The sequence below is a fragment of the Leeuwenhoekiella sp. MAR_2009_132 genome, from assembly GCF_000687915.1.
Lineage (GTDB): Bacteria > Bacteroidota > Bacteroidia > Flavobacteriales > Flavobacteriaceae > Leeuwenhoekiella.
Map to the genome: position 1 here is coordinate 1310704 of NZ_JHZY01000002.1, position 13180 is coordinate 1323883.

General features: G+C 38.4%; 8 protein-coding genes. 5 read left to right on the forward strand and 3 right to left on the reverse strand.

All coding sequences use genetic code 11. The features are described 5' to 3' along the window. Position 1: 1 nt before the first annotated feature. Positions 2-1753 (reverse strand): FAD/NAD(P)-binding protein, encoded by a 1752-nt coding sequence (locus tag P164_RS05755; protein WP_028375495.1) that lies wholly within the window; start codon positions 1751-1753, stop codon positions 2-4. 283 nt (positions 1754-2036) lie between these two features. Between P164_RS05755 and P164_RS05760 the strand changes: the two genes are divergently transcribed. After that, on the forward strand, positions 2037-2840 hold the full coding sequence (locus tag P164_RS05760; protein ID WP_028375496.1) for an MIP/aquaporin family protein: 804 nt from the start codon (positions 2037-2039) through the stop codon (positions 2838-2840). On the opposite strand, the gene P164_RS05765 is transcribed toward P164_RS05760, so the two are convergent. Both P164_RS05765 and P164_RS05770 read right to left on the reverse strand, forming a co-directional pair. Beyond that, positions 2837-4714, reverse strand: coding sequence for an alpha-amylase family protein (locus P164_RS05765; protein ID WP_028375497.1), 1878 nt, complete (start codon positions 4712-4714; stop codon positions 2837-2839). The two genes, P164_RS05760 and P164_RS05765, sit on opposite strands and share 4 nt — an antisense overlap. Before the next feature lie 100 nt (positions 4715-4814). Continuing rightward, positions 4815-5831: a LacI family DNA-binding transcriptional regulator gene (locus P164_RS05770; RefSeq protein WP_028375498.1), complete on the reverse strand. Its 1017-nt coding sequence runs from the start codon at positions 5829-5831 to the stop codon at positions 4815-4817. A 223-nt stretch (positions 5832-6054) separates the two neighbouring features. Here P164_RS05770 and P164_RS05775 point away from each other — a divergent pair, with 223 nt between their 5' ends. From P164_RS05775 to P164_RS05790, 4 genes are read left to right on the forward strand one after another with little or no spacing between them, the layout of a single operon-like run. After that, positions 6055-8973 carry a SusC/RagA family TonB-linked outer membrane protein gene (locus tag P164_RS05775; protein ID WP_028375499.1) on the forward strand — a complete coding sequence of 973 codons (2919 nt, stop codon included), beginning with the start codon at positions 6055-6057 and terminating at the stop codon, positions 8971-8973. Between the two features lie 10 nt (positions 8974-8983). Beyond that, positions 8984-10588 (forward strand): RagB/SusD family nutrient uptake outer membrane protein, encoded by a 1605-nt coding sequence (locus tag P164_RS05780; RefSeq protein WP_035899562.1) that lies wholly within the window; start codon positions 8984-8986, stop codon positions 10586-10588. 19 nt (positions 10589-10607) lie between these two features. Then, positions 10608-11678, forward strand: a complete 1071-nt coding sequence (locus tag P164_RS05785) for a SusE domain-containing protein (protein WP_028375501.1) — start codon at positions 10608-10610, stop codon at positions 11676-11678. Positions 11679-11683: 5 nt separating this feature from the next. Beyond that, the gene (locus P164_RS05790) at positions 11684-13129 is read left to right on the forward strand and encodes a SusE domain-containing protein (protein WP_051621235.1); all 1446 of its coding nucleotides are present in this window, start codon (positions 11684-11686) and stop codon (positions 13127-13129) included. Positions 13130-13180 lie beyond the last annotated feature (51 nt).

Consider the following 13180-nt stretch of genomic DNA (forward strand, 5'->3'; position numbering starts at 1 on the left):
CTTAAATTTCTTTTTTTGCTGTGCGATTTAGAACGCCCTCAGCCCATTTTTTTGCCGGCTCGCCAAAACACTCAATTAGATCATCTACTCCTATTACACTGCCTTTTGCGAGTCTTCCTAAAAGTGCGATATGTTGATTTGAATTTCCTGCACTACTAATTATTCTGCCATCTTGAAGTGTGTGCAAACCTAATTTATAACTTACAGCGTCTACTTTACGATCATCTAGTAAATGTTGTATTACGGGACTATTAACTGCAATTAATTGTGGTGGATCTATCACCGAATTAACCATAACATTTGCAGTACTTGCTTTACCATTTTTAAATATTTGCCATCCCTGTGGAGTCAATTTGATTTCAGGATTTTTAACAAAATCTAAATTTAGAATCCCGGCCTCTGCCACTGCTATCAGTTGCTGCAAGCTTTCTACCGGCGGGCCGTAAGAATAGCGTTTACTAGCCTCTATATAGCTTACAATGTCTATCATCGCAACATCAGAAATATCGAGATGCGTATAATCGTGATACAAAATGCCTAGAGCATAACGCCAAACCTGTCCCAAACAATAATCGAGACTTATTTTCTGTTTACCAAAAGCCATCTCTAACAGCATTTGCATTTGATCTAGAGCTGGAAGATTTTGGTCTAAGACAAGTGAATGTCTCGTTTCCGGTTTCCGTATAATGGTTTCCACCAGCGATTCTAAATAGGTCTCATCACTAGAATAATATCGTGCCTTGTGCGCCAAACGTTTAAATACTGAAGCTGTAAGCGTTACTAAAGCTTTTATTAAAAATGTAGCATCTTTAATGAGTTCTGGGTTTTTTAAGGCAGAATCTAATTCATCTCTAAAATGCGTAATTTCATCAACAGTGGGCTCAAACCAGTTGTCAATAGCAGAATTTACCGGTTTTGGTGCCGGTGGTAATCCATCTAATGAAAATACAATTAGCTTTTTAGGAGCTGTTGCTGAAGGATGATATTTAAATTTCAAACCATTTTCAGAATTTGTAAAGGAGCCTTCAAAACCCAGAGTTAATGCCCGTACCTGATCTACCATAGACAACCCAAAACCTCTAAGCGCTACAACCGCATCTGGTGTTATAGTTTCGGTTTCTAGTGCTCCCACGGGGTAAGGGTCTTTATATAACTTCAAATGAGAAAATTCTTTGGTATGCTTTTCCCAGGCTTTGAGTTGGTCTGATAGTTGTGTAGCCTGATGTCCTATAGTTAAAACAACCTCATCTGCGTAATGTGTTTTTTGAGCTGCATCAGTTATCAAACAACCCGTTGCGGTGGTTTCTACGTGAGTTACGTTATTAGTAATTAGCGTAATACAATCTGCGCCCAACAACGCGTTTTTAATCGACTCAAAACGTGCGTTTAAATAAGCACCTAACTTCGCACGTGGTGGAAAATAATCTACCGCAGCAGTTTTAATTTCATCAGCATCAGTGGTAATCCATTCCTGATAACCAGGAAAGCTCGCAATATATAAATTGTCAAATCGTATTTCTGGTCTACCGTGCAAACCGGCGCTAAGATGGCGTTCACTTATATTCGATAAATTTGTAACTACTTGCTGCGGACTCCAAATTTTACCGGCGCCGGGATACGCAGCCTCTTCAAACAAGAGAACATTTAGTTTAGTTTTTAAAGCTTTCTCTTGTTTAGCAATATACAGGGCTTCAAGTGCTGCAAGACCGCGAGGTCCTATTCCTATAATTGCAATAGTTTTGATATTTGACACGCTAAATGTTTAAATCATTAATTCTTTTCAATTGCAAAAGCAATTGCTTAAAAGTACAATACTATCAACCGGTTTAGGGCTAAGAAATTGGTCAGTAATGCTAAGATTTTACTAATAATCCCGTGTTTCTATTATTCATGGAATTTTCAGTTCTATAAATAATTTTTAAATATTTTAAATAATTAAAAACCTATTAACTAATAATTTCCGTAAATAAAACAATGTCTTAAGGAACTAATATTAAATTAGCTCTTAGAACTACATACAACCAACAAACCAATAGATGATTAATAAAAGAGAAATTTTAGGCGAAGTTTTAGGAACTTTTGTAATGGTATTATTCGGTATTGGGTCTGTAGCTGTGGCTGTACTTTTTAACGGGTATCAAAGTATATTACAAATTGCCATCGCCTGGGGAATTTCAGTAATGCTGGCAATTTACTTAACCAGACATTTATCTAATGCGCACTTAAATCCTGCGGTAACACTGGCAATGGTGATTAGTAAGCGTATGCCGTCAAGAAAACTTATTCCTTATGTAATTGCTCAAGTTTTAGGTGCTTTTGCAGCAGGTTGGGTTTTATTTCTCTTATTTAATCCCTCTATAGAGGCTTTTGAAGCGGCGAATACTATTGTGCGAGGCAGTGCCGAAAGCTGGCAAACTGCAAAGATGTTTGGAGAATTTTATAGTGTTCCCGGTGGTGCTACAGTGAGTATGCCCTTAGCAATTTTTACAGAAGGCTTTGGAACTTTTTTACTGATGTTATTTATATTCGGTTTTACCGAAGGTTCAAATATAGGAAGACCTCACGATACCCTTGCTCCTGTTTTTATAGGTTTAACCGTTACCATAATCATATGCCTTATCGCTCATTTAACACAAGCAGGTATTAATCCCGCCCGTGATTTTGGGCCGCGAATGGTAGCTTACTTAACAGGATGGGGAGATGCTGCATTTCCCGATGATTCCTTTGGGTTCTTTTGGGTTTACATATTAGCTCCCTGTTTAGGAAGTACTGCAGCAGCATTTTTCTTTTGCAAAGTAGTTGATCCTATTATGAAACATGACCAACCTAATACTCTTTAATTCAGCTTAAAAACAAACGATTCTAAAGGTTTTATATCAACACGCATTGTTGCACGCTCATTAGTAACTTTTAAAATCCCTTTTTGAGTACTGTACAGTTGATCTGTCATCTCATATTCGCCTTCATTTAATCCCCAGATTTCTATAATATTCTTCGGAAGCTGAAGCTCAAACCCAAAGCTATCCTGAGCATCAAAATTGGTTACCACAACCAATTTATCAGTATCAGACCAGCGTACAAATGAATGCACTCTATCATTGTACCATTCGGTATATTGTCTGTTGTGGGCGTGAATATCTGCATATTCACCTGTTATAGCAGAATTAGTTGTACTGAAATTCAATAGGCGCTTATAAAAATCACGCAATTGGCGCTCATCATCTGTAGATTGCCCACCATCAAATTTTTTATTGTTAACCCAGCGTACTACCGACGGTACACTTCCGTAATCAAAAATTGAAGTTCGTGAAGGGTCACCAAAACCTAAATCTTCTGCGGCTGGTTCTCCCAGTTCCTGTCCAAAATAAACCATTGTAGGTGATGTACTAATCAATGTAGAAACAACCATTGCAGGCTTCCCTTTTTCTGCGTTACCTGCAAACTCAGGACTTGCAATACGCTGCTCGTCATGGTTTTCAAGAAAGTGCAACATATTAAGAGCGATATCTTTCTGCTCATTTAAAATGGGGGCAATATGATCTGTACTTCCGTGACCTTGCATAATATGCTTTATCGTATCATACAATTCTACTTTATCATAGAGGTAATCCATTTTTCCTTTAAAAATGTAATCTCTGTATAATGACGGATTGTAAACTTCAGCAAGTAAAAATGCATTAGGGTTTTTAGTCTTTATTGCAGAATTCATATAGCTCCAGAATTCTACCGGCACCATTTCGGCCATATCAAACCTAAAACCATCAATTCCTTTTTCAGTCCAAAAAAGTGCGATTTCTTTAAACTTAACCCAGCTAGAAGGTACGTCCTTATTTTTCCAGAATTCCTGATGTTGAGCGATATCCCAGTGCCCTGCATCTTCAGGAAGCGGTTCAAAATCGATTCCACCATCGGGCCAAATTCCGTAGTTAATTTTTACAGTCTCATACCAATCATTTTGATCGGGTTGAGCAGCACGGCTTCCGTTACCGGTCCATTTTGCTGGAGATTCATTAAATTTCCTATCTGCAAGACTATATTGCTCGCCACCTAAAGGCAAATAATCATGCTGCCAGTTAGGAACTTTAAAATCTTCACCGGGTATGTAATAAAAATCATTATCACGTTTGTAAGACATGCTTGTATCATCGTCAGTTCCAAAAGCTGAAGTATGCATTGGCGTATTTAAACTTTCGTACTTGCGGGCAACATGATTGGGAACGATATCGATGATAACTTTTAAGCCGGCCTTATGCGTACGTTTTACAAGAGCTTCAAATTCTTCTAATCGTTTTAAAGGATTTACAGCCATATCAGGATCTACCTGATAATAATCTTTTACTGCATACGGTGAACCTGCTCTACCCTTAACTACATCAGGATCATCATTAGAAATACCGTAAGCAGTATAATCTGTAATTACCGCGTGATGCGGTACTCCTGTGTACCAAATGTAAGTCGCGCCCAGATCCTTTATTTCATTGAGCGCTTTAGTATCAAAATCATTAAATTTCCCTACCCCGTTTTCTTCAAGTGTTCCCCAGGGTTTGTTTGTGGTATTGGTATTTCCAAAAAGGCGTGTAAATACGTGGTAAACAACTTCTTTTTGAGGTGTATTTTTGGTTTTCATGGTTGCGTCAGATTGTACACTAGTTTCAGTTTTACAACTAAAAAATAAGGTCAAGATAAGTATAAGAAGTAGTGAATTTCGAATCATTTTAGAATAATCTACTATTTAAGTTCATTTTTACTGAAATTACAGTGCGGGTCAAACTCTTCTGAAGGTTATACATATAGAATACATAGCATAATACAGTTTAAGTTGACTCCCGCTCAATTAATGTGGTTGTAATTACAGTTGTTTTGTAATTCTCTGCTTCCTTGTCACACTCCAACCGGTCTATAAGCATTTGTGCTGCGGCCTTGCCCATCTCATCACCGTGCTGATTTACCGCCGTTATTGCCGGTGTTGCGTATTGCAATAATTTTCCGTCAGAAAAACCTATAATCGCTACATCTTCGGGAATACGTTTACCTTGATTCTGTAACAGTTTCATAGTAATTACCGCAAAAAATTCGTTTACACCAAGTACAGCATCAAAACTGGTAGTGTCTATAAAATTCTGAATTATGGTATCTGCTTTATCTATATCATCAATTGTAAGTATGAGGCGGTCGTCTAATACAATATCGTGATCTGCCAGTGCTTTTTTATATCCTTTAGTACGCAAAGAGCCAACACTTATATAATCTTCGGTTGTGATCAAAGCTATACGCCTACGCCCTTGATTTATTAAATGACTTATTGCCGTGTACGATCCCCGCATATCGTCAACAATTACCTTATCTGAAATTACTTTATCTGTAATTCTATCGATCATAACCAGCGGCATACCTTGATTCTCTATTTCAATAAGGTGATTGTAATCTTCTTTGAGCTGCGTTTCTTTAGATAACGAAATTATAAAGCCATCAACAATACCGCCGCGTGCAAACATTTCCATACTCAATACTTCCTTCTCAAAAGACTCATTAGATACACATACTAATACATTATAGCCGTTCTTATGAGCAACCTCCTCGACTCCTTTTAACACTGTTGTAAAAAAATCGTGTACGATTTCGGGTATAAAAAGAGCTATATGCTTGGTTCTGCTATTTTGAAGACTTACTGCAATGTTATTCGGTTTGTAATTATAGAGTTTTGCAAAAGCCTGTACTTTATCTCGGGTATCCTGCCCTATCTCAGAACTATTTTTCAACGCTTTTGACACGGTAGAGATAGAAACATCAAGTTCTTTAGCAATATCTTTAAGGGTAATTTTTCTTTTCATTTTACAAGCACTTCTGCTCAAATTTGCGGTTTATTTAAAATTCTGAACAATAGTTAACTTCTTTTGGCATAAAAAACTTGTCAACACGAAAACGTTAGAGTGATTAGTATTAACATTTAGCGGTACAATATTAACATCCTACTTTAGGTAAGTTTGTCGTGTTAAATAATAAAAGTAAAGCAAACTCTATTCAAAAAAACTAAAGATCAATTCAAACAATTTTATGAAAATGTTATTTAAAAGAACACTTTTTCTCTTACTATTATTGCCCATTACAACGATTGCGCAATCTATAGTAAGTGGAACTGTAGTTGACGCAACACTGCAACAACCGGTACCCGGTGTAAATGTCATTGTAGAAGGCACTACAAACGGTACCACAACAGATTTTGATGGTAAATTCACCCTATCTGGTGTAAACCAGGGATCCAAAATTAGCTTCTCATACCTAGGCTTTAGAACGCAAACGATACCGTTTACGGGTCAGGGTACCATAGATGTATCCCTTACTGAAGATGCTTCAGAACTTGATGCTGTGGTGGTTGTAGGGTATGGTACTACTACTAAAAAAGATCTTACGGGATCTGTAGCTCTTATAGGTGAAGATGATTTCAATAAGGGAAATAATGTAACGGCAGAAAACTTACTTAACGGTAGAGTTGCCGGTCTTACGGTAAATACAGGAGGATCACCGGGATCAAATTCCGAAATTAGAATACGTGGAGGAGCATCGTTAAATGCTTCAAATGATCCATTAATTGTAATTGATGGTTTGCCGGTAAGCAATGTTGCCAACGGTACACGATCTATCATTTCCTCTATTAACCCGGCAGATATAGAATCGTTTTCGGTTTTAAAAGATGCTTCTGCAGCGGCTATTTATGGTAACCGTGGTGCAAATGGGGTTATTATTATTACTACTAAAAAAGGAAAGCAAGGCTTAAAAGTAAACTTTGACAGCCAGGCAAGTGTATCACGTCTAACCGATAAGATTGATGTATTTAATGCATCAGAATTCCGTAGTTTAGTTACAGAACGCTTCCCAGACCGTGTAGGTTTATTAGGTAATGCAAACACAGACTGGCAAGATGCTATTTATCGTGATGCATTTTCTTCACAGCATAACCTATCAGTAAGTGGGAGTCTTGCAGATAATTTACCAGCACGTCTTTCGGTAGGTTATGCAGATCAAGAAGGTTTGCGTAAAACCTCCTCTTTTGAGCGTACGACTACTTCTCTTTCTTTAAACCCACGTTTTTTTGACGGAGATTTAAAAATTGATTTTAATGCGAACTTAAACTTTGAGCGCAATCAATTTGCTCCGGGTATTGAAGGTAATGCATTACAGTTTAACCCTACTCAACCTATTTACGATCCTAACTCTCAGTATGGCGGATTTTACGAGTACACTGGTGCAAACGGGCGTATTTTAGGAAATGTACCCCGTAACCCGGTTGCACAATTAATGCAAACACAAGATGTGGCGAGTGTGCGTCGTTACTACGGAAACTTTAAAGTTGATTACAGACTTCCATTCTATGAGCCTCTACGTGCTGTAGTAAATTTAGGTTTAGATGAGAGTCAATCAGACCGTTTCTTTGAAATAGACCGTAACAGTGCATTAGGTACTAATGCTGAAGAAGGAGAAACCTTAGGACAACGTTCTGATACCGATTTTAAATCTTCTAACCGTTTATTTGATGCATATTTGGTGCATACCAAAGCTTTTGGAGATTTCAACACAGAAATTACAGGAGGATACTCGTACCAAATATTTGAGAACGAAAATTTCACAACAAACAATGTACGCGACCCTAATGCGGCACCTCCGGAAAACACCATAGATCCTGATGTAGTTTTATTAGCTTATTTTTTACGCGGTAACTTCAATTACAAGAGTAAGTATTTCTTAAGTGCTTCTATACGTCGTGATGGTACTTCTCGTTTTGGACCAGAAGAGCGTTTTGGATATTTCCCGGCAGTATCTGGTGCTTGGCAGATTTCTGATGAAGATTTCTTAAAAGAATCTAAGACGTTAAGTTTATTGAAATTACGTTTGGGTTATGGTATTACCGGTCAACAGGATATCTCATCTCAATATGACTACCTGTCTCGTTATGGCTTAGGAGATAGCAGATCTCAATATCAGTTTGGCAATCAGTTTTTTACGATAGGACAGCCTTTCTTTAGAAATGCAGGTATTAAATGGGAAGAAATTACAGAATACAACGCAGGTCTTGACTATGGTTTTTTCAACGGAAAACTTAATGGTTCTCTTGATTTCTTCCGTAAAGAATCTAATGACTTACTTTCATCGGCTCCTGTTCCAGATGGTGTGAACTTTTCCAATCAAGGTTTTCAAAATATCGGAAAATTCACAACTCAGGGTATTGAATTTGTGATAGACTACAATGTCGTTTCTAACGATAATTTTAACTGGAATGTAAACTACAATGCAACTTACATAGACCGTGAGATAAATCGTTTGGCCTTTGGTCAGGATATTTTAACTCAAGGTATATCTGGTGGTACAGGTAATACAATACAGGTACAACGCGAAGGCTTTGCTCCTAACTCATTCTTTGTTTACAGACAATTATACGATACTGCAGGTGATCCTATAGAAGGTGCTTATGTAGATGTAAACAGTGATGGTATTCTTAATGATGCAGATAAATACATCGCAGGTAATGGCCGTGCAGATGTTACAATGGGCTTCCAATCTACTATGAATTATAAAGATTGGGATTTCAGTTTTAACCTGCGTGCAAGTTTAGGAAATGACATTTACAACAACGTCAATTCGGGTAACGCACAATACGGTAATGTTTTTAGAACAGTTTTAAACAACGTACCTACACAGGTTTTAGAAACCAACTTTGTAAACACACCAGATGTTATTTTATCTGATTATTATCTGGAAGATGCAGATTTCTTACGTATGGATAACATTACATTAGGCTACACTTTTGACGCTGATAAGCTAGGTAAAGGCACACTAAGACTTTGGACGGGTGTTCAGAATGTATTTGTTATTACTGACTACTCGGGTCTTGACCCTGAAATTACTAATAATGGTGTGGACAATACAATTTTCCCAAGAGGACGCACTTTCTTATTCGGACTGAATTATGGATTTTAATATTAAAAATATGCTACAATTAAGAACATTCGCTTTAATGCTACTCCTGGGCGGAGTATTCATTGCCTGCGAATCTGATCTGGATGTAACTCCAGAAGATGATGATGAGCTTTTAGCAGACGGCTTTTTTGAAAATGAAGGAGCCTATAAGCAAGCACTTGCTGGTGTTTATGCAAACTTAAGTTTAACCAGTATTAATGATCCGGGAGGTTCTAACATCGCCGGTCTTGATGCAGGTACAGGTCAATACATACGTGGGTTATTCAATCTTCAAAACCTTTCTACAGATGAAGTAATCTGGACGTATGAGAATGACCCGGGTTTACGCGGAATGCAACGCAACAGCTGGAGCTCAGACAACCCACTAATTTTGGGAGTATTTGCACGAGCCTCTTATGAAATTGCACTGGCTAATGAGTTTTTAAGACAAACTACTCCTGAGGCTTTAAGCGGAAGAGGCGAAAGCACAGAGCTTATTGCTACCGTACAAACGTACCGCGCAGAAGCACGGGTATTGCGTGCATTAGCAAACTACCATTTGTTAGATATGTTTGGCAAGGCACCTTCAGTAACAGAAAATGATGCTGTAGGATTTGATCAGGTTCCTGAAATAGTAGGAGCAGATTTATTCAATTATATTGAAACTGAACTTACTGCTGCCCTACCCGATCTAATCGCTGCGAGACAAAATGAATATGCCCGTGTAGATCAGGGTGTGGCTAATATGTTACTTGCAAAATTATATTTAAATGCAGAAGTATATACCGATACTCCGCGTTATGCAGATTGTGTTGCGGTATGTGAGACATTAATAAGCAGTGGCTATAGTTTGACTTCTAATTATTTGTTCAATTTTATGGCAGATAACGACACTAACGGAGCGCAGAACGAAATCATATTTCCCATTGCTAATGATGGTACTAATACGCAAAACTTTGGTGGTACAACTATAATTATTCAAGGTGAAGTGGGTGTTCCTGAAAATAACGGTGAAAGCCTGGGTGTTAATGCTACCGGTTTTGGTGGTTTATTTAGAGTACGACCAGATTTTTCAAGACTTTTTACAGCCAATCCTATTTATCAAAATGATGCGCGTAATACCTTAATTACGGCAGATCGTACGATGGAAATAGATAATGTGGGCAACACGGCACAAGGGTATTTAATAACTAAATTCTCAAACCGTACCTCTACAGGAGGCTTTGGTAGTGACCGTACTTTTACAGATACAGATTACCCACTTTTTAGATATGCAGACGTATTACTTATGTATGCTGAAGCAACTCTACGTGGTGGCGGTGGTTCTACTGCTCTGGCTCTGGAGTATGTTAACGATTTGAGAGAACGCGCTTTTGGCAATACCTCAGGAAACATCACTCAGGCACAGCTTACATTAGACTTTTTACTAGATGAGCGTTCTAGAGAATTGTATTGGGAAAGTCACAGAAGACAAGACCTTATACGTTTTGGAGTATACACCGGTAGCGACTATTTATGGTCTTACAAAGGTGGTCCGCAAGCGGGTACTTCTATTCCAGAATTTAGAAAGTTGTTTCCTATACCTAATCAAAGTTTATCATCAAATGCTAACCTGACTCAAAACGCAGGTTACTAGAATTTAAAAATCGAAAACTATGATATCAAAATTTAAACAGTTTGTATTCTTAATTGCAGTGGTTGTGGCAGCCGCTTGCAGTGAAGAAGATGAGAAACTAACCGTAGCGGTAGAAGATGCTCCGCTACTTGCTCAACTCGATATTAATCGGGTTGCATTAGATCAGACAAACCCGGGGAATCCTGCAGTAACTATAAGCTGGAACAAAGCGAGCTATGGTTTACCTACGTTAGTAACGTATGTTGTTGAGTTTGCAACAGAAGATTCTTTTGAAAATCCGGTAAATGCGTTAACTACTTCAAATACCGAAGCGACCTTATCTGTTAGTGCATTAAACAATACCGCAAACGCACTGGGGTTTGTTCCTTTTGAGTGGCAACAGGCATATATACGCATCAAGTCTTCAATAGGCACGCAAACTTCAAATGTGAGTTATTCAGAACCTATTGAGATTAGCATTAATCCGTATTTCTCCTACCCATATGACGATTATTATTTGGTAGGAGCTGCAACAGCTGCAGACTGGAACAATGACAATAACAATCCGCTTTTATTTAGAAATGCATTTAATGAAAATGAATATACCTATACCGGTAGATTTCTTGCAGATGCTTTTAAAATATTAATTAACCGTGGCGCCTGGGCTCCGCAATACGGCCAGGATGGTGGTTCATTGGTTTTAAGAGCTACAGATGACGATCCTGATCCTCCGGTAATTACTTCTGAAACTGCCGGTTACCGAACGTTTACTGTAAATTTTGCTACGGGTGCATTCTCATTTGAAGATGTTGCTGCAGTTGGTGATGCTTTTACTTCAGTTTCTGTTACAGGAGACAACGGTAGCTCAGTTGAACTGACTCCACTGTCGTTTGACCCACACATCTGGTATGTGCGCTCTACACAGTTACAAGCGGGTTCTATTTCTTTTTTAGCTAATGGAAGTACAACTTACGGAGGCTCAACAGAGTTTTCAGGAGTAGCTACTGTCGATGGCGGAAACATTCCGGTACCGGTAAAAGATGATTACGAAATCTGGTTTAATGATATCACCGGCGACTACGCGATGATACCTCTTAACTTTTCTAAATAAAAAGTATGAACACACTATTAAAATATTCAATCTTTAGCCTTTTCGCTTTAGCTACCCTAACAGGTTGCGATAATACTGAAGATCTGATACTTGAAGATCCACAATCATCTTTTGATGTAAACAGCACTAATTTTTCAAATCTGGTTTTAAACGCTTCGTTTCCTGAAAACGCTGCGCTTACTATTAGCTGGAAAGATGAGCTAGATGCTGCTTCAACCTATGAAGTTGTTATGGCAACTGATGAAGAGTTTACTAATGAAATAGCTCTTGGAACCAGTGATGATACTAATTTTACAATTACAGTCGCTGCTTTAAACCAGCTGTTATTAAATGCCGGTGCAGAACCCTACAAAATGTTCCCTATCTACGTGCGTATTAATAACGGTGCTCAAGCTACTTCTGCACTGAGTTATAATGTGATGCCTTATGCTGTTGATGCTCCCGTAATTGTAAATCCGGCTGCAGATTCAAGTATAGTTTTAGATAACGAAAATCCTGATGCAGCTGCACTTGAAATGATGTGGACCGATTTTTCTACAGAAGGCACTACCGTTTCTGTTGTTTACAGTTTACAATTAGCCGTAGCAGGAAATGAATTTGAAACGTTTCAGACTGTAGCACAGGTAACAGACTTAAATGAATACACCATAACAAACTCACAACTTAACGCTTTGGCCTTAACATTAGGCGCAGAAGAAGAAGTTTCTATTGCTCTGGAGACACGTATTCTGGCAACTATTACCAGTGATACCGGCGTAGATGAACGTCTTTCTACACCGGTTGCATTTAATGTTACTACCTATAGTACTGCCGTAACTAATTTATTTTTAGTGGGTAGTGCAACAGCTGCAGAGTGGAATAACAACAACAATAATGCTCCTATCATTCGGGATCCTAATAACAAGAATGTGTACTCGTACACGGCTAAATTTTTAGGAGGAGGCGATTTCGCTTTTAAATTGTTAGAAAAACGAGGTCAATGGCAACCACAATGGGGAGTTACAAATAATGTTTTTGTAAGTAACGAAATACTGGGTCAGGAGCCGGGTGTACTAAGCGTAGCCACTACAGGTTATTATAAACTTGATGTAAATACAAAAACTGGTGCTTACAGCATTACTCCATATGATGCAAGCGCTGCCCCAAGCTACACGACTATAGGATACATTGGGTCTTCACGTACCGGTAATGGTGACGGCTGGAATGAGCCCGATGCAAACCTTACGCAATCTACTTTTGACCCGCATATCTGGTATGCAAATAATGTAACCTTATTTGACGGCGAATTAAAATTTAGAGCAAATGACTCCTGGGGAGTTAACTGGGGAGGATCTACCGAAATCAGTGGTTTTGGAGTTCGAGATTCATCTAATATCCCGGTGTCTGCAGGAACCTATGATATTTGGTTTAATGACTTGACCGCAGGATATATTCTTATTCCTAACGAATAAAACACCATCTATTACCTCTAAGGCCGTGCTCGCACGGCCTTTTTTAATCTT

Coding starts and splice junctions, on each gene's coding strand:
- P164_RS05760 (WP_028375496.1), top strand. CDS start 2,037: ATGATTAATAAAAGAGAAATTTTAGGCGAAGTTTTAGGAACTTTTGTA.
- P164_RS05765 (WP_028375497.1), bottom strand. CDS start 4,714: ATGATTCGAAATTCACTACTTCTTATACTTATCTTGACCTTATTTTTT.
- P164_RS05770 (WP_028375498.1), bottom strand. CDS start 5,831: ATGAAAAGAAAAATTACCCTTAAAGATATTGCTAAAGAACTTGATGTT.
- P164_RS05775 (WP_028375499.1), top strand. CDS start 6,055: ATGAAAATGTTATTTAAAAGAACACTTTTTCTCTTACTATTATTGCCC.
- P164_RS05780 (WP_035899562.1), top strand. CDS start 8,984: ATGCTACAATTAAGAACATTCGCTTTAATGCTACTCCTGGGCGGAGTA.
- P164_RS05785 (WP_028375501.1), top strand. CDS start 10,608: ATGATATCAAAATTTAAACAGTTTGTATTCTTAATTGCAGTGGTTGTG.
- P164_RS05790 (WP_051621235.1), top strand. CDS start 11,684: ATGAACACACTATTAAAATATTCAATCTTTAGCCTTTTCGCTTTAGCT.